The 26,695-nt window shown below is 73.1% G+C and carries 17 protein-coding genes; 1 reads left to right on the top strand and 16 read right to left on the bottom strand.

Annotated elements, in window-relative coordinates:
- Position 1 precedes the first annotated feature (1 nt).
- The 11 genes from ACIBSV_RS25310 to ACIBSV_RS25260 all read right to left on the bottom strand — a co-directional run bounded on the left by ACIBSV_RS25310 (position 2) and on the right by ACIBSV_RS25260 (position 19,198).
- A complete protein-coding gene (locus ACIBSV_RS25310; protein ID WP_395866723.1) occupies positions 2–1,552 on the bottom strand; it encodes an alpha/beta hydrolase in 1,551 nt (516 codons plus the stop codon).
- A gap of 178 nt (positions 1,553–1,730) precedes the next feature.
- On the bottom strand, positions 1,731–3,362 hold the full coding sequence (locus tag ACIBSV_RS25305) for an alpha/beta hydrolase (RefSeq protein WP_395866721.1): 1,632 nt from the start codon (positions 3,360–3,362) through the stop codon (positions 1,731–1,733).
- 98 nt (positions 3,363–3,460) lie between these two features.
- On the bottom strand, positions 3,461–4,957 hold the full coding sequence (locus tag ACIBSV_RS25300) for an alpha/beta hydrolase-fold protein (RefSeq protein ID WP_395866719.1): 1,497 nt from the start codon (positions 4,955–4,957) through the stop codon (positions 3,461–3,463).
- A gap of 297 nt (positions 4,958–5,254) precedes the next feature.
- Positions 5,255–6,439 (bottom strand): DNA polymerase III subunit delta', encoded by a 1,185-nt coding sequence (locus ACIBSV_RS25295; RefSeq protein ID WP_395866717.1) that lies wholly within the window; start codon positions 6,437–6,439, stop codon positions 5,255–5,257.
- Between the two features lie 109 nt (positions 6,440–6,548).
- Positions 6,549–9,743, bottom strand: coding sequence for a dTMP kinase (gene tmk / locus ACIBSV_RS25290; RefSeq protein WP_395866715.1), 3,195 nt, complete (start codon positions 9,741–9,743; stop codon positions 6,549–6,551).
- Positions 9,744–9,948: 205 nt separating this feature from the next.
- Positions 9,949–12,813, bottom strand: a complete 2,865-nt coding sequence (topA, locus tag ACIBSV_RS25285; RefSeq protein ID WP_395866713.1) for a type I DNA topoisomerase — start codon at positions 12,811–12,813, stop codon at positions 9,949–9,951.
- A gap of 416 nt (positions 12,814–13,229) precedes the next feature.
- Positions 13,230–14,762: a methyltransferase gene (locus ACIBSV_RS25280; protein WP_395866711.1), complete on the bottom strand. Its 1,533-nt coding sequence runs from the start codon at positions 14,760–14,762 to the stop codon at positions 13,230–13,232.
- A gap of 27 nt (positions 14,763–14,789) precedes the next feature.
- Positions 14,790–15,569: a hypothetical protein gene (locus ACIBSV_RS25275; RefSeq protein ID WP_395866709.1), complete on the bottom strand. Its 780-nt coding sequence runs from the start codon at positions 15,567–15,569 to the stop codon at positions 14,790–14,792.
- Between the two features lie 135 nt (positions 15,570–15,704).
- The gene (locus ACIBSV_RS25270; protein ID WP_395866707.1) at positions 15,705–18,059 is read right to left on the bottom strand and encodes a sodium-translocating pyrophosphatase; all 2,355 of its coding nucleotides are present in this window, start codon (positions 18,057–18,059) and stop codon (positions 15,705–15,707) included.
- 255 nt (positions 18,060–18,314) lie between these two features.
- Entirely contained in the window at positions 18,315–18,782 is a 468-nt protein-coding gene (locus tag ACIBSV_RS25265) for an ATP-binding protein (RefSeq protein ID WP_395866705.1), read from the bottom strand.
- Between the two features lie 74 nt (positions 18,783–18,856).
- Complete coding sequence (locus ACIBSV_RS25260) at positions 18,857–19,198, bottom strand: STAS domain-containing protein (RefSeq protein ID WP_020549531.1); 342 nt, start codon at positions 19,196–19,198, stop codon at positions 18,857–18,859.
- A 126-nt stretch (positions 19,199–19,324) separates the two neighbouring features.
- On the opposite strand from ACIBSV_RS25260, the gene ACIBSV_RS25255 reads away from it, so the two are divergent.
- A complete protein-coding gene (locus ACIBSV_RS25255; RefSeq protein ID WP_395866703.1) occupies positions 19,325–21,742 on the top strand; it encodes a DEAD/DEAH box helicase in 2,418 nt (805 codons plus the stop codon).
- A 970-nt stretch (positions 21,743–22,712) separates the two neighbouring features.
- Here the strand turns inward: ACIBSV_RS25255 and ACIBSV_RS25250 are convergent.
- From ACIBSV_RS25250 to ACIBSV_RS25230, 5 genes are all read right to left on the bottom strand, one after another.
- Positions 22,713–23,087 carry an Rv3654c family TadE-like protein gene (locus ACIBSV_RS25250; RefSeq protein WP_395866701.1) on the bottom strand — a complete coding sequence of 125 codons (375 nt, stop codon included), beginning with the start codon at positions 23,085–23,087 and terminating at the stop codon, positions 22,713–22,715.
- Positions 23,084–23,488 carry a TadE family type IV pilus minor pilin gene (locus tag ACIBSV_RS25245; protein ID WP_395866699.1) on the bottom strand — a complete coding sequence of 135 codons (405 nt, stop codon included), beginning with the start codon at positions 23,486–23,488 and terminating at the stop codon, positions 23,084–23,086. Before ACIBSV_RS25245 ends, ACIBSV_RS25250 begins: the two co-directional genes overlap by 4 nt.
- The gene (locus ACIBSV_RS25240) at positions 23,475–23,684 is read right to left on the bottom strand and encodes a DUF4244 domain-containing protein (protein ID WP_395866697.1); all 210 of its coding nucleotides are present in this window, start codon (positions 23,682–23,684) and stop codon (positions 23,475–23,477) included. Before ACIBSV_RS25240 ends, ACIBSV_RS25245 begins: the two co-directional genes overlap by 14 nt.
- A 46-nt stretch (positions 23,685–23,730) precedes the next feature.
- On the bottom strand, positions 23,731–24,315 hold the full coding sequence (locus ACIBSV_RS25235) for a type II secretion system F family protein (protein WP_395866695.1): 585 nt from the start codon (positions 24,313–24,315) through the stop codon (positions 23,731–23,733).
- 688 nt (positions 24,316–25,003) lie between these two features.
- Entirely contained in the window at positions 25,004–25,846 is an 843-nt protein-coding gene (locus ACIBSV_RS25230; RefSeq protein WP_395866693.1) for a type II secretion system F family protein, read from the bottom strand.
- Positions 25,847–26,695 lie beyond the last annotated feature (849 nt).

Below are 26,695 nucleotides of genomic sequence, written 5' to 3'. Positions count from 1 at the left end.
GTCAGCGGCAGGTCTTGGGCTTGGTGGGGACGGTGCCCTGGGTGAGGTAGTCGACGACCGTGCGGTCGACGCAGTCGCTGCCTCGGCCGAAGGCGGTGTGGCCGTCGCCGTCGTAGGTCAGCAGGTTGCCGGAGGCCAGTTGGGCGGCCAGGGACTGGGACCACACGTACGGGGTGGCCGGGTCGCGGGTAGTGCCCACCACCAGGATCGGGGCGGCGCCCTCGGCCTTGATCGGATGTGGCTTGCCGGTCGGCGGGACCGGCCAGGAGGCGCAGGTCAGGCCCGCCCAGGCGAGGTTGCGGCCGAAGGTCGGGGAGTCGGCGAGGTAGCCGGGCAGGTCGCGTTCGACGTCCTCGCGGGACGTGGCCGCGGGTGGGGCGTCCAGGCAGTTCACCGCCGCGTTGGCGGACATCAGGTTGCTGTACTTTCCGTCCTGGCCGCGCTCGTAGTACTGGTCGTTGAGTTCGAGCAGCGGCTCCCCGTCGCCGCGCTGTGCCGCGTCCAGCGCCTGGCGCAGGGCCGGCCACTGTTCCTTGGAGTACAGCGGCGACAGGATGCCGGTGGTCGCGATCGACTCGGTGACCTTGCGGGTCGCGTCGCCCGGCAGCGGGCGTGCGTCGAGCTGTTGCAGCAGGCCCCGGATCCTGGTCAGCCCGGCCTCGCGGGTCGCGCCCAGCGAGCACGAACCGCCGTCGACGCAGTTGTCCAGGAACGCCGCCAGCGCGGTCTCGAAGCCGCCGCCCTGCACCTTGTTGGCGGCCGTCGGCGACTGGCTGGGGTCCATCGCGCCGTCCAGGACCAGCCGGCCGACCCGGTTCGGGTACAGCTCGGCGTAGGTCGCGCCGAGGAACGTCCCGTAGGACGCGCCCAGGTAGTGGAGCTTGGCGTCGCCCAGCGACGCGCGGAGCAGGTCCAGGTCGCGCGCCGCGTCGACGGTGCTCACGTGGCCGAGCAGATCGGCCGACTTGTCGGCGCAGGCCTGCGCGTAGGAACGGGTGCCGTCCACCCACGCCTGTTCCTCGGCGGGAGTGTCCGGTGTCGCGTCGAGCTGGGTGAACGCGTCCATCGCGTTGTCGGTCAGGCATCCGATCGCGGTGCTGCGGCCCACCCCGCGCGGATCGAAGCCGACGATGTCGAAGCGCTTGCGCAGGTCGGCCGGATACCGCATGGCCGCGTACTGCGCGAAGTCCAGGCCCGAGCCGCCCGGGCCGCCCGGGTTCAGGACCAGCGAACCGATCCGATTCGGGCCGGTGGCGGGCTTCCGCATCACCGCGAGCTTGATCTTCGGGCCGTCGGGCTTGGCATGGTCCAGCGGCACCTGGAGCGTGCCGCACTGGAAGCCGCCGGCACACGCCGTCCACCCGATCGGCTCGGCCGCCGCGGTCGGCGGCGCCTTCTCGCCGACCCTGCCGTCCGAGTCACCGGTCACCGGAGCCCGGCTCGTGTCCACGATCTTGTCCGGCGACTTCGACGACGAGCCCGAATCGCATCCGGCCACCAACAACAGGCCGACCGCCGCCGCGGCGATCCTCGCGCACGAACCCCGCAGCATGCGACCCGCTCCTCCGCTAGACCGGTACAACCGTCGGCCCGGTACGACCGTGCGCCTCCTGGGGAGGGTAACCACGCAGCCGAGCGATACTCCCCAACGACGCGGCCGCGAGGCCACGCAACCGCGCGGTCCCCGACCACCGGCCGGGGACCGCCGACCACGGGTCACCGGCCGCCGATCAACTGCACCGCTTCCCCTTCGCCGGCATCGTCCCGCGCAGCAGGTAGCCCTCCACCGCCCCGTCCACGCACGTGCTGTTGCCGCCGTACGCGGTGTGCCCCTCACCCTCGAAGGTCAACAACGTCGCGTCGGCCAACTGGCTCGCCAGCTTCTCGGCCGAGGCGTACGGCGTCGCCGGGTCGCCCGTCGTACCGACCACCAGGATCGGCGCGCTCCCCGGCGCCCGGATCGCGTGCGGCTTGGTCGGCGACTTGAACGGCCAGTCCTCACAGCTCTGCCCGGTCAGGTCCTCGGTTGTGACGTCGCGCGACAACAGCGGGGCCTCGGCCCTGAGCCGGGCCAGCGCCGTCTGCACCTGCTGCGGCGTCGGCGCGTCGCCGCTCCCGTCCGCGCAGCCGATCGCGACGAACGCGTCCGAGCTGTTGTCGTACCGCCCCTGCTCGTCCCGCCCGTTGTAGTTGTCGGCATAGAACAGCAGCCCCTCCGGCGACCGCCGCACCATCGCGTCGGTGAGCGCGTCGCGCAGGTACTTCCAGGCGGTGTCCTTGTCGCCGTACAGCAGGCTGATCACGCCGATCCAACCCAGGCTGGAGGTGAGCTTGCGCCCGCTCCGGCCGACGAGCGGCTGGTCCTGGAGCCCGTCCAGGAAGTCGGCGGCCCTGGTCGCCGCGGTCTTCGGGTCGTTGCCCAGCGGGCAGCCGGCGCGGCCCGCGCAGTCCTCGGCGAACCGGCGCAGCGACCGCTCGAAGCCCACCTGCTGCTCGACCGACGCGCTCAGGTTGTCCGCGGCCGGGTCCACCGCGCCGTCCAGGACGAGCCGACCGGTACGGGCCGGGAAACGTTCCGCGTAGGTGGCGCCCAGGTAGGTGCCGTACGAGAAGCCGATGTAGTTGAGCTTCGCGTCGCCCAGGGCCGCGCGCAGGATGTCCATGTCGCGCGCGGCGTTGTCGGTGCCGACGAAGGGCAGCAGTTCGCCGGATCGGCTCTGGCACTCCGCCGCGTACGTCCTGTCCCGCTCCTTGGACCGGGCCTCCGCCTGTACCGGGTCGTCGGGCAGGTCCTCGGCCACGTACGCGTCCCGCTCGGCGTCGGTCATGCATCGCACCGGCGCGCTGCGATCGACCCCGCGCGGGTCGAAGCCGACCAGGTCGTAGGCGTCCTGGAGCGGCTTGCCGATGTTGTCCTCGGCCATCCACCACGCCGCCTCGACCCCGGAGCCGCCCGGGCCGCCGGGGTTGAGCAGCAGCGAGCCGAGCCGCTGTCCGGGCTTGCCCGCGCTCTTGCGGGTCACCGCGATGTCGATGGTCTTCCCGGTCGGTTGGGAGTAGTCGAGCGGCACGGTGAAGCTCGCGCAGCGGAACGCCTTGGCCTGGCTGCGCTGGTCGGCGTCCTCGGTCTCGCAGTCCTTCCAGGTCGGCCGCTGGGTGTAGAAGCGCGCCAGCGCGGGATTGGGGTCCCCGGGCGGGCCCGGCGCCCCGGCACCGGCCGACGTGGGCGGGGCCGCGGCCGTTCGCCCGCCGCCCGCCGCGTCGCCGAGATCGGACGCGACCGTACAGCCCGCGACTGCCGCGACGGCGAGCACGACCGGGATCGCACGGCCGAGGAGTCCCACCCTGGATATTCGTTTCACGCGTACTGCCTACCATCCGAACGCATCCCGGCGCACGGGCGGTACGCGCTGCGGTCGGACCGATACGCCCCCTCCGCGCACCGCCGGGCCGCGCCGGGTCACGCCGCCGGGTTCCTGGTGTTCCTGCCCAGGAAGGCGAGCGCCTCGGGCACCTGACGCGCGATGTCACCCGAGGCCCCGCCCGCGCCCGCGATCGCCTTGACCGTGGTCGGCGCCTTCGCCTTCGCGGCGAATTCACCGCCCGTGCTGCCGGTGTGGCCGGACAGCAGAATCTGTACGTCGGGCTTCGCGTCGAGCAGCTTGACCGGGTCGTTCGCCGTCCTCGCCGCCTTCGTCGCCGCATCGGCGTCCCACAGCGGGGACTTGAGCGTGGTGCGGCCGGACAGGCTGACCGCGGCGGCGTAGTACTGCGGGTACTGCAACGCGTACTTGACCGCGCACAGGCCGCCCGAGCCGTCCCCGATCAGCGCCCACGAGGCGCGGTCGGCGGTGGCGCGGTAGGTGGACAGCACCGCCTCGCGCACGTCGTCGTTGTGGAAGGTGGCCATCTTCGGCCGGTTCGGGACGTCGCTGCACTCGGTGTCCTTGGCCGCCGTCTGACCGGCGTCCGCCTCCTGCTTCGAGTACGGCAGCAGTTCGGGCGCGACCACGATGTACGGCGGGACGGTGCCGGCCTCGATGGCCGCCGCGAGCTTGGGCAGGAACGCCACCGAGTCGTCCACGAAGCTGTTCGACTCGACGCCCGGCAACGCCGACTGGGCGACCAGGACGGGGTAGTTGCGGGCCTGGTTGGCGGCGGTGTCGTAGCCCGGCGGCAGCCACACCCACACGTCGGCGGTGACCCCGGAGCGGCGGCCCGCGACGGTCGTCTTGGTCAGCGTGCCACCGGACTTGGTGCCGACCTTGGTGAACTTCTGTGGTGCGGGCTTGGGTTGGCCCGACGTCGCGACCGGCTCGGCGGACGGTTCGACCTCGGTGGCGGAGGCGACGTTCTGCTTGTCGTCGTCGGCCATCCCCTTGTAGGCGAAGGTGCCGCCGACGCCGGCCGCGACCACGGCCAGCGCGAGCAGGCCGACGCCCAGCGGCGAGCGCACACCGCGCCTGCGGCGAACGGGCGCCGGATCGGCCCCGATCACCACGGGCTCGACGACGCGCACCGGCTCGGGCCCGGCCGGCCCGGCGGGCACCGCGGAGGCGGCCTCGACCGGCGCGAACGGCATCGGCGCCTCGGCTCGCGCGGGCGCCGACCGCGACGTGCCGGACGATCGCGCAGGTCCGGTCGACGTCGACCCGCCCGTCGAACCCGTCGCACTCTTCGAACCCGCCGCGCCGATCCGCTCGGCCGGCTCGGTGTGCCCCGGCCCACCGGCCCGCGCCGGCGTCCGCGCCTGCTCCCGGGCCTGCACCGACACCGCCGCCGGCAACTCGGCCGCACCGGGCCCGGGTTCGGCCTCCGATCCGGGTTCGGCCTCCGGGTCGGCCGACGAGCCGGCCTCGGCCGCATCGGCCGCGCGCGATGTGCGCGCCCTCAGCACAAGAACGACAACCGCCCCGAGGGTCACCGCGATCAGCAGACCTTTGAGCGTCCTGGTCACGGAACGCAACCCCGCACCGTCCTTCCGAACCTCACCAGCCACAATGTTCCCGCGAACTCTCCCACGATGACGTCCGGGTGGGGGCTCCGGGTTCCGCTCGACGGGCACCTCCGCCCCAAGGAGTGAAGGAGTCGACCCAGGGCGGGCCTTCGATCCCCCGTCGGGCTCCGACCAGGCATCGAAAACTCGCCCCGGCACCCGCGCAAACGCCGCGACGGCCACACACCCGCGCGCGAACCTCGGCGGAACCGCCCCGCGAACGGGCCCGCCGGCCGCGATCCCCGCCGTGCCCGACGCTCAGCCGGTCCGCAGCGTCAGCACCATCGCCTCGACCGCGAGCAGCGGCGCGACGTTCGCGTCGATCGCCCGCCGACAGGCCAGGATCGCCTCGATCCGGCGCAGCGTCGCCTCCGGCGTGGAGGTACGGGCCACCGTGTCCAGGTCCGCGCGCAACACGTCGTTGGCCAACGGCACGGCGGCGCGCAGTTGCAGCGCCAGCACGTCCCGATAGAACGCGGTCAGATCCACCAGTGCGCGGTCCAGACAGTCCCGCTGGGTGCGGGTGGCCCGCTTCTTCTGCTTGTTCTCCAGCTCCTTCATCACGCCGGCCGTGCCGCTGGGCATGCGACCGCCGCCGACCGCGCCCAGCGCGGCCCGCAGATCCTCGGTCTCGCGGCCGTCCAGATCCGCCGCGACCTGCTTCGCGTCCTCGGCCGCCGCGTCCACCAGGCGCTGTGCGGCAGCCATCGCCAGGCCGATGTCGCCGACCACCATCGGGATCCGCAACACGTCCGAGCGGCGCCCGCGCGCCTGCTCGTCCAGAGCCAGCCGGCGCGCGCTGTTGATGTCGCCGCCGGAGGCGGCCGCGGCGAAGGCGGCCATCGCCGGTTCGATCCCGTCCCGGCGCATCAACAGATCGGCGACCGCCCCGGCGGGCGGCGTGCGCAGCGCCACGTTGCGACAACGCGAGCGGATCGTGGGCAGCGCGTCCTCCAGGGAGGGCGCGCACAGCAGCCACACGGTGCGGTCCGCGGGTTCCTCGATCGCCTTGAGCAGTACGTTGCCCGCGCCCTCGGTGAGCCGGCCCGCGTCCTCCAGGACGATCACCTGCCAGCGCCCGCCCGCCGGCGTCATGGCCGCGCGCCGGACCAGGTCACGGGTCTCCTTGACGCCGATCGAGAGCAGCTCGGTGGCGACCACGTCGACGTCGGCGTGCGTCCCGGTGAGCGCGGTGTGGCAACCGTCGCAGTGTCCGCAGCCGGGCTCGGCGCCCAGCGCCAGATCCGGGCTGACGCACTGCAGCGCCGCCGCGAACGCCCGCGCGGCGGTCGCGGTGCCGACACCGGGCGGGCCGGTGAACAGCCACGCGTGGGTCATCCCGCCGACGCCCTCGCCCGCGAGGACCGCACGGGCGGCGCCGGCCGCGGTGCGCAACTGCTCGGCGACGCGATCCTGCCCGACGAGGTCGTCCCAGACGGTCACGCGCTCTTGTCTCCTCGTTCCGGTGTGCCCCGAGTACGACCGTACCGGGGTGACGTGACAATCGAGGCCACGTCACCCCGCGGCCGGGTATGCCCGGTGCGGCCCGGCGTCAGGACTTGTTGCGCCGCCACCGCCGCTTGCGCTCCGGCTCGGCCGGCTCGTCGTCCGCGTCCGCGTCCGCCCCCGCCTCGTCCGCGGCCGGATCACCCGTCCACGGCCCGAGCAGGTCGTCGGCCAGCGACTGGTCGCCCGGCGCGGCCGGCGGCGGCAGCACCGGCAGCGCGTGCGTCTCGTCCAGGTTCAGCGTCGGGATCTCCCGGGTGTCCTCGGCCGCCTCGCGCAGCTTTATCTGCCGCAACTCGGTGGTGTCGGCGTCGTCCGCGGACACCTTGGGAATGCCGTGTACGGGTGTCTCCCCCAGCGACGGGTCCGGCCGCCGGATCCCGTGCACCGGGGTCTCGAGCATGTCGGTGTCGGTCGAGGGCCCCGCCTCCGCGGCGAGTGCGGCGGCCTCCTGCGCGGCGCGTGCCCGCGCGGACGCCGCGGCCTCCGCCGCGCGCGAGGCCTCCCGCTCGGCCCGGCGACGATCGGCCTCGGCCCGGCGCAGCGCGTCCTCCGCCCGGCGGCGCTCCTCGGCGGCCCGGCGCTCGTCGGCGACCCGGATCGCCTCCTCGGCGCGCATGCGCTCGACGTCGCGGGCCGCCTCGGCCTGCAACCGGTCGCGCTCTTCCTCGGCCGACCGCTGCCGCTCCAGAGCCGCCTCGCGCTCCTCCTCGGCACTGGCCCGGGCCTGCTCGGCCTGGAGCGCGGACGCCTCCTCGAGCCGGCGGCGCTGCTCGTCGCGGCGCTCGGCCTCCTCCTCGGCGCGCACCCGGGCCTCCTCGGCCCTGGCCTTGGCCTCCTCGGCGACCCGCTGCTGCTCCTCGGCCCGGCGCTCGGCCTCGGCGGCGAGCCGGCGGCGCTCGGCCTCGGCGTGCAGCCGGGCCTCCTCCGCCGCGTCGGCCGCGGTGCGGGCCCGCTCGTCCGCCTCGGCGGCGATCCGACGGGCCTCCTCCTCGGCGTAGCGCTGCTCCTCCTCGGCCAGCCGGGCCGACTCCTCCTCGAGCCGGGCCTGTTCGGCCTGACGCTGGCGCTCCTCGCTCTCCGCCCGCAGCCGGGCGATCAGCGCAGCCTTCTCGGCGTCCCGCGCGGCCTGCTCGGCCTTGCGCCGGGCGTCCTCCTCGCGCATGCGCTTGGCCAACTCCAGCGCTTGGCGCTTCTCCTGCTCGGACAGCGGCAGTTCGCGGTCGAGCCGGTGCCGGATCGGCGTGGTGACCGCGTCCGGCTCCTGGTCGGCGTCCACGACCAGGTAGCGGTCGGGGTCGTGCGCGGCCAGGTCCAGGAACGCGTGCCGCACTCGCAGGTGGAACTCGCGCGGCTCGGACTCCAGGCGGTCCGGCGCCTCGGTGAAGCGGCCGTGACCCACCGCGGGGTCCAGGTCGAGCAGGATGGTCAGGTCGGGCAGCAGCCCGTCACTGGCCCAGCGCGAGACCCGGCCGATCTCGCGCGCGCCCAGGCCGCGCCCGGCACCCTGGTAGGCGATCGAGGAGTCGATGTAGCGGTCGCTGATCACGATCGCGCCGCGCCGCAGCGCGGGCAGGATCACGGTCTGCACGTGCTCGGCCCGGTCCGCCGCGTACAGCAGCGCCTCGGTGCGCGGGTCGACCGGAGCGCCGTCCAGGTCGAGCAGCATCGCGCGCAGCCGCTTGCCGACCTCGGTCGCGCCGGGCTCGCGGGTGACCACGACCTCGTGGCCCTTGGCCCGGATCCAGGCCGCGATCGCGTTGGCCTGGGTCGACTTGCCCGCTCCCTCGCCGCCCTCCAGGGCGATGAAGAAGCCGGTGGCCCCGGCCGGTCGGCCGGTGATGTGGTCCTCGTTGCGGGTCGCGGCGGCCAGGTCGCGCAGGATCGGCACGCCGCGCCGGTCGTCCACGCTCAGCAGCGCGATCCAGCCCAGGATCACCACGAACGCGCCGGTGCCGGCCAGGACCAGCGCGGCACCGCTGTAGTCGAAGGTGAACCGGTCCGCGATCACCCACGAGCGCACACCCACGTAGCCCGCGCCGATCGGTGCGGCGACCAGCGCCACGAACAGCACGATCCGCACTGTCAGTTGGGCGAACGCGAAGGCCCGGGCCCGCAGGTCCTCACCGAAGTCGAGGCCGTACATCGTGTATCCGGTGACCCACGCGACGCCCGCGAACACGCCGAGCACGGCGGCGAGTACGGCGGCCACCACCACGTTGGCGACCGCGGCCAGGATCAGCAGGGTCAGTCCGGCGAACATCACCGCAACGCCGTACAGCCGCCGCCGGCTGAACGCCGGCACCACCCGCGGACCCCACAACATGCCCGCGCTGACGCCGGCGATGAGCATCAGGAACACCGTGCCGTACGCCGCGTTGCCCGCGTGCAGACCGACCACCAGCAGCGGCGCGGTGGCCACCAGCGCGCCGCCCGCCAGGAACAGCGCGATCATCCCGACGATCAGGCCGCGCGCGGTCCGGCCGTGGCCGAACACCTTGCGCCCGTCGGCGAGCACCTTGAACGGGTTGGGCCGCCGGGTGCTGACCGAACGTCCTCGCGTGGGCATCCGGATCAGGAAGGCGAACACCGAGGCGCCCAGGAACACCGCGCCCGCGGTGTAGCAGGCCAGGTTCGAGGGGTGCTCGACGAACATCGACACATCGCGCGAGAAGGCGGTGCCGATCAGCGCGCCGAGGATGAACAACAGCGCCGCCGCCGGGGCCGCGCCGTAGGAGGTCACGAGGTTGAACTGGTTGGCGGTGCCCAGCCGTTGCCGCGGCACCAGGTTCGGCACGGTGGCGTCCCGGGCGGGCCCGGCGAGCGCGCCGACCACGCCGACCGCCGCGGTCGCGCCCCAGACCCACCACATCTCGTCCACGAACGGCACGGACACGAGCACCAGGGCCCGGATCACGTCGCACGTCACCAGCGTCCAGCGCCGGTCGAGGTGGTCCACGATCGCGCCCGCCACCGAGGCGACCAGGGCGGCCGGCAGCATCCGCAACGCGAACACCACCGCGACCGCCGTGGCATGCTCGCGGTAGTCGCCCTCGACCGTCCACAGCGCGGCGGAGGTCAAGGCGAGCAGCGCGAGCCAATCGCCCAGCGCGGAGGCCGCGACCGCGAACCAGAAGCGGCGGAAGGGGCGGATGCTCAGCACGCCCCCGATGCCCTCTGCCGGTTCGACCTGACGGGGCGGTATCGCCGAATCCGGCGCTTGCTGCTCCGCGTGCGTCATACGGAGAACCCTAACGTCGTCACCTGACGGGAAACGGCAACCTCGACCGATCCCCCGTGCTCCGGCGGCGGACCGTAGCACAGGGCCCGATGTCGTCGCCGGAACCGACCGAGGCGGCGCCGGATCCCGCCGGCGCCGCCTGATCGAAACGTACCGAGATATCCCTACCTCGACACCGAGATATCCCTACCTCGGTCCTGTCGCCTCACGCCTCGTCGGCCGCGTTCTTCGCGCCGGCGTTCGCCGTCGCCTTCGCCGCCGCCGACTTGGTGGTCTTGCCGTCGGCCGCGGGCTTCTTCGCCGCCGTCTTCTTCGCGGCGGTCTTCGTGGCCGTCGTCTTCTTCGCCGGGGCCTTCTTGGCCGCCGCCTTCTTGGTCGTCTTCTTCGCCGGGCCCTTGGCCCGCTTGTCCGCGAGCAACTCGTAGCCGCGCTCGGGGGTGATCGTCTCCACCGAGTCGTCCGCGCGCAGCGTCGCGTTGGTCTCGCCGTCGGTCACGTACGGCCCGAACCGGCCGTCCTTGACCGTGACCGCCTTGCCGCTGACCGGGTCGGTGCCCAGCTCCTTCAGCGGCGGCTTGGCCGCGGCCCGGCCGCGCGCCTTGGGCTGGGCGTAGATCGCCAGCGCCTCGTCGAGGGTCACCGTGAACAACTGGTCCTCGGTCTCCAGCGAGCGCGAGTCGGTGTCCATCTTGAGGTACGGGCCGTAGCGGCCGTTCTGCGCGGTGATCTCGGTACCCGTCTCCGGGTGCTTGCCCACCACGCGCGGCAGCGTGAACAGCTTGAGCGCGTCCTCCAGAGTCACCGTGTCCAGCGCCATCGACTTGAACAGCGACGCGGTGCGCGGCTTGGGGCCGTTCTTCGCGGCGGCCTTCTTCGCGGTCTTCTTGGCCGGCTTGGCGCCGTCCGCGGCCGGGGCGGCGGGCGCCTCGGGCTCCGGCAGCACCTCGGTCACGTACGGGCCGTAGCGGCCGTCCTTGGCCACGATCATGTGCCCGCTGACCGGGTCGATGCCCAGCTCGTGGTCGCCGCTGGGCTTGTCGAGCAGTTCCTCGGCCTTGGCCACGGTCAGCTCGTCCGGCGGCAGGTCGTCCGGCACGTCCGCGCGTCGCTCCCCGCGCTCGACGTAGGGACCGTACCGGCCCACGCGCAGCACGATGCCCTCGCCGACCGGGAACGAGTTGACCTCACGGGCGTCGATCGAGCTGAGGTCGGTGACCAGGGCCTTGAGGCCGCCGAGGTGGTCCTCGTCGGGCCGGCTCTCGTCGCCGAAGTAGAACTTGCGCAGCCACGGCACGGCCGCGGTCTCGCCGCGCGCGATCCGGTCGAGGTCGTCCTCCATCTTCGCGGTGAAGTCGTAGTCGACCAGCGTGGCGAAGTGGCCCTCGAGCAGCCCGACCACGGCGAACGCGAGGAAGGACGGCACCAGCGCGGTGCCCTTCTTGAACGTGTAGCCGCGGTCCAGGATGGTGCCGACGATCGACGCGAACGTCGAGGGCCGACCGATCTCCCGGTCCTCCAGCTCCTTGATCAGCGACGCCTCGGTGTAGCGGGCCGGCGGCTTGGTCGCGTGGCCCTCCGGGGTGAGCTCGTCGGCGCTGAGCGCGTCGCCCTCGGTGACCATCGGCAGCCGTCGCTCGCGGTCGTCCAGCTCCGCGTCGGGGTCGTCCGAGCCCTCCACGTAGGCCTTGAGGAAGCCGTGGAAGGTGATGATCTTGCCGCTCGCGGTGAACTCGGCGTCGCGCCCGGGCAGGTCCGCGCCCTGGGCGACGCCGCCGATGCGCACGGTCACCGACTGGCCGACCGCGTCCTTCATCTGCGACGCGACGGTACGCATCCAGATCAGCTCGTACAGCCGGAACTCGTCGCCGGCCAATCCGGTCTCGGCCGGCGTGCGGAAGCTCTCGCCCGAGGGCCGGATCGCCTCGTGCGCCTCCTGCGCGTTCTTCACCTTGCCCGCGTACACCCGCGGCGCGTCCGGCACGTACTCGGCGCCGTACAGCTCGCGCACCTGCGCCCGGGCGGCCGTGACGGCCGTCTCGGACAGCGTGGTGGAGTCCGTACGCATATAGGTGATGAAGCCGTTCTCGTACAGCTTCTGCGCGATCTGCATCGTGCGCTTGGCGCCGTAGCCGAGCTTGCGCGAGGCCTCCTGCTGGAGGGTGGTGGTGCGGAACGGGGCGTACGGGGAGCGACGGTAGGGCTTGCGCTCGACGGCGCGCACCGTGAACGACGCGGACTCCAGCGCGGCGCTCAGCGCGCGCGCACCGGCCTCCTCCAACTGGAGCACACCGGCGTTCTTGAGCTTGCCGTCCTGGCCGAAGTCGCGACCGGAGGCGACCCGCTTGCCGTCCAACGAGACCAGGCGCGCGTTCATCGTGCTCGGGTCGGTGGGGTCGCCCGCCCGCCCGGTGCCGAAGACGCCGAGCAGGTCCCAATAGGAGGCCGAGGTGAACGCGCGGCGCTCCCGCTCGCGCTCGACCACCAGGCGGGTGGCCACCGACTGCACACGGCCGGCCGACAGGCGCGGACCGACCTTCTTCCACAGGACCGGCGAGACCTCGTAGCCGTAGAGGCGGTCGAGGATGCGGCGGGTCTCCTGCGCGTCGACCAGTCGCTGGTTGAGCTCACGCGGGTTGTTCACCGCGGTGCGGATCGCGTCCTTGGTGATCTCGTGGAACACCATCCGGTGCACCGGCACCTTGGGCTTGAGCACTTCGAGCAGGTGCCACGCGATGGCCTCGCCCTCGCGGTCCTCGTCGGTCGCGAGGAAGAGTTCGTCGGCGTCCTTGAGGAGCTTCTTGAGCTTGGCGACCTGGGATTTCTTGTCCGCGTTGACCACGTAGATCGGCTCGAAGTCGGCGTCGACGTCGACCCCGAGACGGGCCCACGGCTTGCCGGCGTACTCGGCCGGGACCTCGGCGGCGCCGTTGGGCAGGTCGCGGATGTGTCCCACGCTCGCCTCGACCACGTAACCGGGGCCGAGATAGCCCTTGATCGTTTTCGCCTTGGCCGGGGACTCGACAATGACGAGTCTCAGGCCGTCGCGCGCGGTCTCGCTGCTCGGGGACACCTTCGCTTCTCTCTCCATCGTCGTCGGCAGCGGCCGTGCCCAGTTGGGCAAGGCCGTACTCGGGGGTTCGTATTCACATTGCGGTTGCCGGGTGGCGGAGCGTGACCGGGGGTCGGCCCCGTGTGTCAAACCGGTTCTGCTCGGCTTGCGTCACGGAGTCGTCCCGGCGCCGCTGTCCGGCCGGACCGTCCCCCGGATCCGGCGAATGCTCCGACGGCCGGGCCCATGCCCCTCGAACGGTAACGCGCGCATCGCGGTTCCCGCCTCCCGACCCCGTTGGTTCGTGGCCGAACGGGAAGCCGCCGCCTCCATACAACACATTTTCTTGGCAACGGCAAGGAGTATCCGGTGGGGACAACACCTGCGACTGTACAGGCGTGTCGCCCCGGATCACGGTGCACCGGCCCAAGCCGCGCTCAGTCGGTGGTGTCGGACTCCGCCGGGAGAGCCTCCCCGACCTCGGGGAACAGCAGGAATCCGTCGGCGACCAAACCGCGCAGTTCGCCGGGTACGGCGTCGCGCAACCGGGCCGGCTCCTCCTCGAGCAGCTCGGCGATCGCGTCCACGATGACGCCGGCCGGAAGCCGACCGTCGCTGGCCCCGGCCAGGGCCGCGCCGACGGTGTCCACCCGATCCGCGCGGCACATGCCGCGCCGCTGCCGCAGGACGACCGCCTCGGGATCCTCCGCGCCCGGAGCGCCGGTCTGTTCCTGGACCACGTGGTCGGCGAGCCGGAAGGGGACGTCGAGCAGGCCGTCGTCGTCCGTCCCGGCCAGCCGGTCCTGCCGGCCGAACCACGCGTGCACCTCCGAACCGAGCGGTTGTTCGATCGCGTGCGGCCAGTCCTCGATGTGCACGTTCGGCGTGTCGGCGCCCGACGCGCGCAGCGTGATCCAGCCGAACCCGATCCCCTCCACGCCGTCCCGCTCGAACGCGGCCAGCCACGCGTCGTAGCGTTCGGCGTAGGCGGCCCCGCGATGGTCACCCGAATCGCGCAACCACAGCTCGGCGTACTGCGCCGGGTCCTGCACGTCGCGCTGGACCACCCACGCGTCGCAGCCGGTGGGCGCGAGCCAGGCGGCCAGCCGGTCCTGCCAGTCCTGCCCGCGCAGGTGCTGCCAATTGGCCAGTAGCTGGCAGTAGCCGCCGTCGTTCAGGAAGCGCGGCGCCTGCGCCACCAGGAGTCGGCACACCTCGTCGCCGGGCAGGCCCGCGTCGCGGTAGGTGAACCGTTCACCCACCGGAGTGATCACGAACGGCGGGTTGGACACGATCAGGTCGAACCGCTCGCCCTCGACCGGCTCGAACAGGCTGCCCTCGGCCAAGCCGACGTTGCCCACCCCGGACAGCGCCATGGTCAGCCGGGTCAGGTCCAGCGCCCGCTTGTTGACGTCGGTCGCCAGCACCGAGTCGGCGTGTCGCGACGCGTGCAGCGCCTGCACGCCGCATCCGGTGCCCAGGTCCAGCGCGCGGCCCACCCGCTCACGCACGGTGATCCCGGCGAGCGTGGTGGACGCCCCGCCGATGCCGAGCACGTGGTCCGCCCGGACCGGGCCGTTGACGCCGCCGATGCCCGCGCCCAGGTCGGACACCACCCACCAGTCGGTGTCCGCCTCGCCGTAGGGCCGGATGTCCACGAGCGGGCGCACGTCCTCGCCGTCCTGCTCCAGCAGCCCGCCGGCCAGCGCCTCGGCCAGCGGCAGGGCCCGTCGCACGTGCGCCTCGGGCGCCGAGGTCTGCAGCAGGAACAGCCGGATCAGCACGGCCAGCGGGCTCGCCGCGTCCGCCCGCAGGGCACGCAGCGCCGGCACGGTCTCACCGCGCGACAGCGCCGCGTACGCCTGCGGACCGAGGGCGTCGAGGCAGCCGTCGACGGTGTAGCCGGCCGCGATCAGGGCCTCGCGAAGTCGGGCCACCTGGGAGGTGTCGTTCATGGTCACGCGCACCATCCTGCCTCGTGCGCGCCCCCTGGCGGGTCAGCCGGTGGGCGCCGTGCCGGTCGGCGGCGCCGAGGAGGACGACGTGCCGCCGCTCGGCGGCGGGCCGCTCGACGTGGTGGACGCGCTCGCGGAGGCGCTCGGCGACCCGGACGCGCTCGGCGCGGCGCCCGAGGCACCGGCACTCGGAGTACCGCCCGGCGCGGCGCTCGTCGGCGCCGAGGTGACCGGCGCGGTGGGGAGCGCGTCCGGCTTGCCCGCCGCGCATCCGGGCACCGCCGCGAGCGCCTTGCCCGGCTCGCCGCGGTGCAGCTTGTCCAGCGCCGTGTGCGCGGACGCGCGCAGCCCCTCGATCTCCGGATTCAGCGAGCGCAGTCCGTCGGCGAACACGTTCTGCTTGTCGGTGGCCAGGCTCTCCATCTTGGCCTGGATCCCGGCCCAGCCCTTGGCCGCGTTGCGCAGTTCCGCGACCACCGACGTGCGCAGCGTGGCGCCGTCCGCGACGGCGGGTATGCCCGCCCGGTCGATCGCGTCGGCCAGCGCGTTGTCCGCGTCGGCGAGTCGGGAGATGTCGGCGGCCAGCCGGGTGCGCAGGGTCGCGGGCTGCTCGTTGGGGATCACCTTGCCCACGTCGGCCAGCGCCACCCGCGCCTCGTCGATGCGCGCCGTCACCTCCACCGCGCAGACCTTCGCGGCCCACGCCCGCAGTTCGGCCTGCTTCTTCTTTTTCTCGTCGTTCTTGTCGTCGTCGCCGCCACCACACGCGGTCAAGGCCGATGCCAGGACCAGCGCGGAGACCACCAGGAACTTCCTCGACACGCTTTCCACCTTTGCTCGGAGCCGGACGCAGACTCGCACAGCGCAAAGGTGTTCGGCCAAACGCGCACCTCGGACGCGGCACGGGCGCGGTACCGGATTCCCCCGGTTCCGCGCCCGTGCTCACCTCGGATCGGATCAGGCGGCCGCCTTGGTCGTCCGCTCCTCGTGGTCGTCCTCGTCCTCGCCGACGACCACCGACTTGCGCTTGCTGTACCAGACCGCGCCCACGATCACCACGACCGAGAAGGCCGCCGCGAGGGCCCGCAGCGCGCCGTTCTCGTCCGCGCCGATGCTCAGCTTGACCACGGCCGGCGCGATCAGCAGCGACACCAGGTTCATCACCTTGAGCAGCGGGTTGATCGCCGGTCCGGCGGTGTCCTTGAACGGGTCGCCGACCGTGTCGCCGATGATCGTGGCCTCGTGCGCGGCCGAGCCCTTGCCGCCGTAACTGCCGTCCTCGACCATCTTCTTGGCGTTGTCCCACGCGCCGCCGGAGTTGGCCAGGAACACCGCCATCAGCGTGCCGGTGCCGATCGCACCGGCGAGGAACGCCGCGAGCGGGCCGATGCCCAGGGTGAAGCCGACCGCGATCGGAGCCATCACCGCGAGCAGCCCGGGAGTGGCCAACTCGCGCAGCGAGTCGCGGGTGCAGATGTCCACCACCCGGCCGTATTCGGGCAGTTCGGTGCCGTCCATGATCCCGGGCCGGGTGCGGAACTGGTTGCGCACCTCGAACACCACCGCGCCCGCCGCCCGGGAGACCGCGTTGATCGCCAGGCCGCTGAACAGGAACACCACGGCCGCGCCCAGGATCAGCCCGACCAGGTTGTTCGGCTGGGTGATGTCGGTGGCGAACGAGAACGAGGTGAGCTTGGAGGCGTCGGCCAGTCCGCCCGCCTCGTCCACGGCCGTGCGCACGGCGTCGCGATAGGACCCGTACAGCGCGGTCGCCGCGAGCACGGCGGTCGCGATGGCGATGCCCTTGGTGATCGCCTTGGTCGTGTTGCCCACCGCGTCGAGCTCGGTGAGCACCTGGGCGCCCTCGCCCTCGACGTCGCCGGACATCTCGGCGATGCCCTGCGCGTTGTCGGAAACCGGTCCGAAGGTGTCCATGGCCACGATCACGCCGACCGTGGTCAACAGCCCGGTACCCGCGAGCGCGACCGCGAACAGCGCGAGCATGATGATCCCGGCGCCGAGCAGGTACGCGCCCAGCACCGCCACCGAGATCAGCACCGCGGCGTACACCGCGGACTCCAGGCCCAGCGCGATGCCGGACAGGATCACCGTGGCCGGGCCGGTCAGCGAGGTCTTGGTGACGTCGCGCACCGGTCGCCGGCTGGTCTCGGTGAAGTAGCCGGTCAACTGTTGGATGACCGCCGCGAGCACGATCCCGATCAGCACCGCCACCAGCGCGAACACGCGCGGGTCGGCGTCGTGCGCGAGGATCTCCTGATCGGTGAGCCCGTCCAGGTCCGAGAACTTGCTCGGCAGGTACAGGAACGCCGCGCCCGCGACCAGGATCAGCGAGATGACCGCCGAGACGAAGAAGCCCCGGTTGATCGCGGTCATGCCGCTGCGGTCGCCCTGCCGCGGCGCGACCGTGTAGATGCCCACGATCGCGGTCAGCACGCCGATCGCGGGCACGATCAACGGGAAGACCAGGCCCGCGTCGCCGAAGGCGGCCTTGCCCAGGATCAGCGCGGCGACCAGGGTGACCGCGTACGACTCGAACAGGTCCGCGGCCATGCCCGCGCAGTCGCCCACGTTGTCCCCGACGTTGTCGGCGATCGTCGCGGCGTTGCGCGGGTCGTCCTCGGGGATGCCCTGTTCGACCTTGCCGACCAGGTCCGCGCCGACGTCGGCGGCCTTGGTGAAGATGCCGCCGCCCACGCGCATGAACATCGCGAGCAGCGCGGCGCCGAAGCCGAAGCCCTCGAGCACCTTGGGGGCGTTCTCGCGGTAGAGGATCACCACGAGGGCCGCCCCGAACAGGCCCAGGCCGACCGTGAACATGCCCGCGACGCCGCCGGTGCGGAAGGCGATCCGCGTCGCGGCGTCCCGGCCGGCGTTGCCGGAGCGGGCGGCGGCGGCAACCCGCACGTTGCTGCGCACGGCGAGCCACATGCCCACGTACCCGGTGACGGCCGAGAAGACCGCGCCCACCAGGAAGAAGATCGAGCGGCCGATCCGCTCGTTCCAGTCGTCCGCGGGCAACAGCATGAGCAGGAAGAAAACGCCCACCGCGAACACCGCGAGCGTGCGGAACTGACGGGCCAGGTAGGCGGCCGCGCCCTCTTGGATGGCACCGGCGATCCGGCGCATGGATTCGGTGCCCTCGTCTGCCGCGAGCACTTGACGCACGAGTCCGGCGGCGACGCCCAGGGCACCGAGGGCGATCACCGCGACGATGACGACGTAGGTGAGGTTGCCGCCGGTGACGGAGACGTCCGCGGCGACGGTGAGTTCGGAGGGGTGGATCCCGGACATTCGTCCTCCTTGGCTAGGAGCACTTTCAGATCGGGACTTCTCAATGCGAAAGGAGTGTATGCAAATGATCAAGATCAGACCATGGGAATCGCCATGATCAGATCAAATTACCGATGAAATCCGGGCGCGATTCCCAAAAATGGCCTATCGATCCGGAATCAGGTTTTACGACCCGGAAAAGGGGATACACGAGAACGCCGAAATCGCCCCCGGGCGTCCCGGGGGCGATGAGGTGGTGCGGGGTGGGGCTCTCGGTCAGCCCACGGTCTCGGCGGACTTCGCGCCGGAGGGCCACGACATGCGGATCACGCCGCCCTCGGCGCCGGTCCGCACGTCGAGATCGTCGACCAGGCCGAGGATCACGGCGAGGCCCATCTCGTTCTCGATCAGATCGAGACCGCGGCCGTTCGTGGACAGGTCGGGCATCAGCCCGGCACCCTCCGCGAGGCCCGCCTCGGTCAACGCCAGCTGTGGCACGCCGTCGTTGACCTCGATACAGAAGCGGCCGTCGCCGTCGTCCAGGGTGACCGTGACCGGGCGGTCGTCGTCCACCCGGTCCTGGTGCATCCCGACGGCGCGGGAACACGCCTCGCCGACGGCGAGGCGCACCTCGTCGAGCACCGTCTCAGCAACCCCCGCGCGCCGCGCCACGGCGGCGGCGACGAGCCGCGCCGTGCGGACGTGTTCGGGCAGCGCGCTGAAGCGCAGCTCGACGATGGCCATGGTTCCCCCAGCCGTGCGAGCACCCGCCCGGGCCGGCGCGGGTGCGGTGTGCGTCCGGTCAGGACGCACGTCGGTCAGTCGGACGAGGCGATGGCCACGGCCACCGACGGATGAATCGGGAAGACCTTGGTCAGGCCGGTGATGCGGAAGATCTTCAGGATGCGCTCCTGAGTGCACACCAACTGCAGCGACCCTTCGTGGGCACGCACCCGCTTCAGGCCACCCACCAGCACACCGAGCCCGGTCGAGTCCAGGAAGTCGACGGCTTCCATGTCGACGATCAGGTGGAACTGGCCTTCGTTGACGAGTTCCACCAGTTGCTCGCGCAGCTTGGGTGCGGTGTATACATCGATCTCGCCGCCCACCTCGACGATCGTACGACCGCCCTCGGTTCGGGTCGACAGGGACAAGTCCACGGATCCTCCAGCACCTTGCTCTTGAGCGGTCGCCCCCCATGGATCGGCAGCCGCCAAGGCATTCAACCACTTATGGGCACTAGGGGACGATGAATCCCGCGACATTGGATGTAACACTGGTGCCCGATGCAGCCCAGTACACGCCCCCCGGAAGGTCTTCTCGGCCGCCTTTTGGCGAGTCGGGATCGACCCGATCGAGTGACGCACGTCCGGCGCATACCCGCTCGCGAAGGCGTTACCTCGGCCTGGCCCGACTGGGTTCGGCCGGAAGTGGGCGACGCGTTTCGCGCGGCGGGTATCGAACTGCCGTGGGAGCATCAGGCCCGCGCCGCCTCTGTTGCGGCACAGGGCCGCTCGGTCGTGATCGCCACCGGCACCGCCTCGGGCAAGTCCCTCGCCTATCTGTTGCCGGTCCTCACGACCCTGGTCGAGGGCGCGGACGCGCCCAGCGGGCGCGGTGCGACCGCACTCTACCTCTCCCCGACCAAGGCGCTGGCCTCGGATCAGGCGCGCGCGGTCGAGGAGTTGCGCGCCGCGAACCCCGCGCTCGGGCGTGTCCGGGTCGCCACCTACGACGGCGACACCCCCGTGGAGATCCGCCAGTGGGTCCGTGCGCACGCGTCGTACGTCCTGACGAATCCGGACATGTTGCACCGTGCGTTGCTGCCCGGACACCGTTCGTGGGCCGCCTTCCTGCGCTCGTTGCGCTATGTGGTGATCGACGAATGCCACACGTATCGCGGCGTCTTCGGCTCGCACGTGGCCCAATTGATCCGCCGGTTGCGCCGGGTGTGTCGCCGGTACGGCTCGGACCCCGTGTTCATCCTGGCGTCGGCGACCGTGTCCGATCCGGCGCACGCCGCCGAACGGCTGATCGGCGCGCCCGTGGTCGAGGTGACCGAGGACGGCTCGCCGCACGGTGAACTGGTGTTCGCCCTGTGGGAGCCGCCACTGACCGGCCACGAGGGGGAACACGGTGCACCCGTCCGGCGTACCGCGACCGCGGAGACCGCCGAGTTGCTCACCGACCTGGTGCTCGACGGCGTGCGCACGGTCGCCTTCGTGCGCTCGCGGCGCGGCGCCGAGGTGGTGCGGGTGATCGCGCGCGACCACCTCGCCCGGGTCGACGAGGCGCTGGCGGATCGGGTGGCCACCTATCGCGCCGGCTACCTGCCGCAGGAGCGCCGAGCGATCGAGCGCGCGTTGCACGACGGCAGCCTGCTGGGGGTGGCCGCGACCACGGCGCTCGAACTGGGCGTGGACATCTCCGGTCTGGACGCGGTGCTGATCGCGGGCTACCCCGGCACCCGGGCCTCGCTGTGGCAGCAGGCCGGTCGGGCGGGGCGGGCCGGGCGGGAGGCGCTGGCCGTCCTGGTCGCGCGCGACGATCCGCTGGACACCTTCCTGGTGCACCACCCCGAGGCCCTGTTCGACCGGCCGGTCGAGGCGACCGTGCTGGATCCGGACAACCCGTACGTGCTGGCCCCGCACTTGTGCGCGGCCGCGGCAGAGTTCGCGCTGACCGAGGAGGACCTGGAGCTGTTCGGGCCGGTGGCCGCCGAGCTGCTCCCGGGCCTGGAGCGGCGCGGGCTGCTGCGCCGGCGGTCCACCGGGTGGTACTGGACGAGCCGGGAGCGGGCCACGGATCTGACCGACATCCGCGGCGCGGGCGGGCCGGCGGTGCGGGTGGTCGAACAGGACACCGGCCGACTGCTCGGCACGGTCGACGCGCCGGCGGCGCATTCGGCCGTCCACCCCGGCGCGGTGCACCTGCATCAGGGCGACACCTTCCTGGTCCGCGAACTCGACCTGGGCGAGGGCGTGGCGCTGGTGCGCGCGGCGAATCCGGACTGGACCACCAGCGCGCGCGAGGTCACCGAGATCCGGATCCTGGAGACCGCGCGCAGCCAGGAGTGGGGCGCGGCCCGGCTGCACTTCGGCTCGGTCGAGGTCACCGGCCGGGTGGTCTCCTTCCAGCGCAAGCGGATCATCACCGGCGAGGTGCTGGGCGAGCACAAGCTGGACCTGCCCGAACGCAGCCTGCGCACCCGCGCGGTGTGGTGGACGGTCACGCCCGAGCAGGTCGCCGCGGCGGGCATCGACCCGAACGACCTGCCCGGCGCGGCACACGCGGCCGAACACGCCTCGATCGGTCTGCTGCCGCTGTTCGCCACCTGCGACCGTTGGGACATCGGCGGCGTGTCCACCTCGCTGCACCCCGACACACGGCTGCCGACCGTATTCGTCTACGACGGCCACCCCGGCGGCGCGGGCTTCGCCGAACGCGCGTATGTGACCGCCACCGCATGGCTGACCGCGACCCGCGAGGCGATCGCGTCCTGCGAATGCGACCACGGCTGCCCAAGCTGCGTGCAATCCCCCAAATGCGGCAACGGCAACCAGCCGTTGGACAAGCCGGGCGCAGTCGCCCTGTTGGACGCCCTACTGGGAACCAACGGGGTGGCGGGCGCGGGCGGTGCGGCGGGCTCGGGAAGCTCGGGCGGGCCGGGCGGCTCGGAAGACGCAGACGGGGCAGCCGGCTGAGGCGGCACAGGTAGGGCACAGGCTCGGATGGCACGGACAGGGCGACGGACGCGACCTACGCGACCGGCGAGGGCAACCCGCCGGGTTCAGGCGACCCGCGCGGGTGGCATGGACGGGACGACGAGCAGGACCTGCGCGGACGGCCGTGGGCGGCGCGGCGGGGTCGGGCGGCTTGCCCGGGTGACGTGGGCAGGGTGGCCTGCGCGGGCAGCGCGGTGCCGGCCGACGGCCCGGCGACAGGCACGACCCGCGCGGTGCGCCGACGGCCGGCGGGAACGGGCAGCCCGCACGGGTGACATGGGCGGAACGACGAGCACGACCTGCGCGGACGGCCGCGGACGGCGCGGCGGAGTCGGGCGGCTTGCCCGGGTGACGTGGGCAGGGTGACCTGCGCAGACAGCCCGGTGCCGGCCGACGGCCCGGCTGCCGCGACAGACACGACCCGCGCGGTGGCGCCGACGGCCGGCGGGAACGGGCAGCCCGCACGGGTGACATGGGCGGCCCGGCGGGCGCGCACAACGCAAGCGGCGGCCTTGCTGTCGCGATGGGCGCGACCTGCCCGGACGGCGCGGACGGCGCGCGCTCGGCGGCCGCGGCGCAAACGGCTCGGCCGCCACGAACGAGCGCGGCTTGCGCGGATGGGGTCGACGGCCCGGCGTTCGCGCAAGGCGCAAGCAGCTGAGCCGCCACGAAGGGGCGCGACCTGCGCGGGCGACGAGGGCGGCCCGGCAGGCGCGGGTAGTCCGGACGAATGACGCGGACGGCCCGGTGGAGGCACGCACGGCGCGACCGGCCGGCGGCCGCAACGGGTACGGACCCGCAGACGGCGCGGCGGGTTCGGGTGGGGTGGCGGGCGTGAGCGATGTGGGATGGGTGAGCGGGCTGACGGGTCGGATGGCGTGGACGCGCGATCGGTACGGACGATGTGAGCCGGGCGGATGGCTGCAATCGGGGATCGGGTCGGGCCGCGTCAGCGGTGTGCGTGGGTGTCGGGCTGGTCCGAGGGGCCCGCGCGGGCGGTTGCTCGGGCTGTGCGTGCCGCCGGGGCGGGGGCCGTCACGTCGACCTCCGCGAACCCGGCGGTGAGCCGACAGCGGGTCAGTTCGGTGTGCTGGGCGCGGGCCACTCGGCGGGCCAGCGCGCACGCCTCGTCGGCATCGGCGCCGGCCGCGGCTCGACCGGCCGCCGCGAGGGCGGCCAGGTCGGCCGCGGCGCCCGCGCGATGTCGGGCCGCGACCGCTCCGGCGAAGACGAACACGAACGCGGCCACACACATCGGCACCAGCGCGAGCGCGATCACCCACAGCGTCGCCGAGCCCTCCTGCGTCGACGCGCGTGGGCTCACGGCGGCACCTCGTCCTCCGCAGCCGCCACCGCCACATGTTCCACGTGGAACCTCACCCCGGCCCAGGCAGCCCCCGGCACGCCGACCTCGGCCGCCACCCGGAATCGCACCAGCCCCTCCCCGCCGGACACCTCCGTCCGTGCCCCAGCCGGCCCGGCAGCCCGAGCCCGGGTTTGCGCGACCGCCATCGGCTCGCCTCGGGCCAGTGCCCTCGCCCCCGCCTGCGCCGCGTCCACACAGCGGATCTGCGCGGCGGCGGCACCGAGTCCGGACACCAGCACGGCCGTCAGCAGCACCAGCACCGGCAGCACGACGGCGGTCTCCGCGGTCACGAAGCCGTCCTCCTCGCGCACTCGGCGAACGGCGACGGCGACCCGCGACCCCGCGTCAGAACGAGACATCGAGCGCCTTGGTGATCACGCCGGTGAGCGCCGTAGCGACCCCGGGGCTGGTCACGATCTTGAACAACACGGCCCCGAAGGCCACCGCGGCGACCGTGCCCACCGCGTACTCGGCCGTGGTCATCCCGGCGTCGTCGCGCAACCGCAGCCACATCCGACGCGCGGCCGGACCGAGAATCGGCATAAGAATTCGCATGACATTCCCCCTTATTGATGCGTATATGAATGAATAAATCGATCGATCAGAACGGCCGCAGCAACGTTGTCGTCAGCCCGATCACGATCGGGACCACCCCGATCAGCAGAAAAGCCGGCAGAAAGCACAGCCCGAGCGGAACGGTGGCCCGCACCCCCACCCGGCGAGCGGCCGCACTGGCGGCACGCCGGTGCTCGGCGCGTTGCTCGTCGGCCATCCGAGCCACCAGGGCCGCGGCCGGTGCGCCACCTGTCGCGGCGCGCGCGAGAGTCCGTCCCAGCGGCGCGAGCACGGGATCGTCGGTCAACCCGAGCCAGCACCGACTCGGCTCGCCGCCCAACCGCAACGAAGCAACGATCGGCCGCAATCGGCCGGCGAGCGGCCCACCGACCGCGTGCGCGACCGCCTCGGCGGCCTCCACCGGCGAACTCCCGGCCACCAGACACGCCGCGAACAAGTCGGCGGCGGACGGCAGATCGGCTCGCAGCCGCTCCCGCAGCACTCGCCCGGACCGCGACTCCAGCCGCCCCAATCGCCGATCGAGCAGCACGGCCACGACGACGCCCACACCACCCCCGACCCACCCCCCGAACACCACGAAGACGGCCGCCCCACCCAGCAACGCCGCCACCCGCCGTCGCGCCGATTCGCTCCCCCACCCATACGGCCGCCGCCCCCGAACCCCCCTCCCTCGCACGGCACCCCCGGCCCCACCCGCCGCCGCGAACACCGCCACCACCACGGCCACCCCACTCAGGTCCCCACCCACCGCTCCAACCTCCAATCACCCCCGAGCCCGCCCCCGAAAGGCCCCTCGACCTCCCGCACACACCCCACCCCCACAGCAGCCACCGGCCCCTACGACGCCACCAGCACCCGCCCACCACCTGCTCCCTGAGCTCACCTCCAGGGAGCTGCCATCCCTCACCACACCCACCACCCCAAAGCCCACTTCCGAGCCACCGCGACACGCACCCACGACTCCCTCGCGCCGTCCCACACCCTCACCACGCCGGTCACGCCAACCCCGGCACCGCCCTGCCCGGCAGCGAGCCCTCAAAGCCACCCGCCTCCGGACCGCCGCAACAGGCACTCGCGGCATCCCGAACCACCACCACGCCCGCCCACCCACCCCGGCGGCCACCCCACCCGCGCAGCGGCTACCCGGAGCCGGCCGGCTCCGGCCCCACGTCAGGAACCGCGAAAACCCGCGCCATCCCGCACCGCCGCCACGCCACTCCCGGCGCCCCGGCATCCATCCACCTCTCGCAGCGGCCACATCCGAGCGGCCTCGACATCCCGTACGGGCCCGACGTCGGTCATGCCGACCTCGGCATCGCCCCGGTCACCAGGCGGTCCGTCCACTCCAAGCCGGCGGCCACCAGGGCCAAGCCCCCGCACAGGCACCCGACTCCGGTCGGCGTGCGGAGCAGCACGTCCAGTGGCCGGGCGCCCAGACCGCTGCCCAGGAAGAGGCCGAAAACCGGCAACGCGGCCAGCACGTGCGCGGTCGAGCGGGCCCCGGCGAGTTCGGCGATCAGTTCCTCGTGCGCGTCCTCCTCGGCCCGCAGCGTGGCCGCGATCCGCTCCAGCGCCGGGGCGAACCCGGCGCCCCGACCGATCGCGATCCGCCAGCACGCGGCGATCCGTCGTAATCCGGCCGCCCCGGGTCGGACCGACGCCCGGTCCAACGCGTCCGGCACGTCGCCACCGACCCGGGCCGACCCGATCGCCTCGCCCACCACCGCCAGGACCGGCCCGTCCACCGCGTGCGCGGCCGCCGCCAACGCCTCTGTAGGTGTGCGTCCCGCCCGCAACTCCCCCGCGAGCGCCGCGCACAGCCCGACGACCCCGCCGCGCACCGCAGCCGCCTCCCGGTCCGCCACGGCCCGCGCCCGCCGCCGGCGCAGCACCCACGCACCCGGCAGGGCCAGCAGCGCGGGCACCGGCGATCCCAGCGCCAAAGCCGCACCGCTCCCGCCCGCGAGTACCGCCAACGGCACCCGATGCCGCCGGGCCACCACCGTGCCGCCCACCGACCGCCCCACCCGCTCGCCGTCGAGCGACCCCAGCACCGCGCGCAACCGACCCGGCCCCGCCCGAGTCATCGACAACCACACCAGCCCCGCAACCCCGAACACGGCCAACACCGCCGCAATCACTCACTCCACCCCCACACACAGCCGGCCCGGCGGCCACCCACCACCGACCCATCTCGCCCTCCGACACCCGCCCCGCCAAGCGCCCACACCGCCCCCGCCGCACCCCACCCCCTCAAAACGCCGCACCGAGCCCGAACCCACGCACCACACCCAACGGCCGCCATCACCTACCACCCCCCGGAGCCACCCGTCGGCAAGCCGCCCCAAACCGAGACCCACCGCCGGGTCGGCCGGCCTCAGACCCGCCACCAAGCCCGCCGCCGAACCGGAACCCGCTCACCCGACGCACCCCGAACCCGCCGACCACCAAGCGCCCGCAAACCGACCCACCAAGCCCCACCACCCCCAGCCGGCCCGCCCTCACCACCACGGCCGAACCGCCCACCCAGGCCACCCGTCGGCAAGCCGCCCCGAACCGAGAGCACCCACCGGGCCGGCCGGCTTCAGAACCACCACCGAGCCCGATCCCCCGCATTCCAAGGCCCATCACCCACCAACCGCCGGAGTCAACGACCGGCGAGCCACCCCGAACGGAGCCCCACCACCTCCGAACCGACCGGCCCCGGGCCCGCCGCCGGAACCAACCGTTGGTGGCCCGGGCCAACCCGATTCAAGCCCCACCGCCCGCCGGCCGACCCCGGACCCGACGCCGCCGTCACCCACCGCCCACCAGCGCCACTCGTCGGCAAGCCGCCCCGACCCGAACCGAGCCCCACCGCCCCGCCGCCCCGTCAAGAGCCCCGCCCCGGCCTTGCCGCGCCCGCCCCTCGCCGCCACCGCATCCAGCCGGCGGCGCACCAATCGTCCGCGGCCCGCCCCGCGACCGACCCGCACCACCCGCCAAGAACC

The sequence above is a fragment of the Embleya sp. NPDC050154 genome (genome assembly GCF_044460165.1).
Taxonomy (GTDB): domain Bacteria; phylum Actinomycetota; class Actinomycetes; order Streptomycetales; family Streptomycetaceae; genus Embleya.
The sequence above is the reverse complement of the archived record's forward strand: the minus strand, read 5'-3'. Positions and strand labels throughout refer to the sequence as shown.

Excerpts from the sequence above, each read along its gene's own strand:
- ACIBSV_RS25310 (WP_395866723.1), bottom strand. The coding sequence starts at position 1,552 with ATGCTGCGGGGTTCGTGCGCGAGGATCGCCGCGGCGGCGGTCGGCCTG.
- tmk (WP_395866715.1), bottom strand. The coding sequence starts at position 9,743 with ATGACGCACGCGGAGCAGCAAGCGCCGGATTCGGCGATACCGCCCCGT.
- ACIBSV_RS25280 (WP_395866711.1), bottom strand. The coding sequence starts at position 14,762 with ATGGTGCGCGTGACCATGAACGACACCTCCCAGGTGGCCCGACTTCGC.
- ACIBSV_RS25270 (WP_395866707.1), bottom strand. The coding sequence starts at position 18,059 with ATGTCCGGGATCCACCCCTCCGAACTCACCGTCGCCGCGGACGTCTCC.
- ACIBSV_RS25265 (WP_395866705.1), bottom strand. The coding sequence starts at position 18,782 with ATGGCCATCGTCGAGCTGCGCTTCAGCGCGCTGCCCGAACACGTCCGC.
- ACIBSV_RS25255 (WP_395866703.1), top strand. The coding sequence starts at position 19,325 with ATGCAGCCCAGTACACGCCCCCCGGAAGGTCTTCTCGGCCGCCTTTTG.
- ACIBSV_RS25245 (WP_395866699.1), bottom strand. The coding sequence starts at position 23,488 with ATGTCTCGTTCTGACGCGGGGTCGCGGGTCGCCGTCGCCGTTCGCCGA.
- ACIBSV_RS25240 (WP_395866697.1), bottom strand. The coding sequence starts at position 23,684 with ATGCGAATTCTTATGCCGATTCTCGGTCCGGCCGCGCGTCGGATGTGG.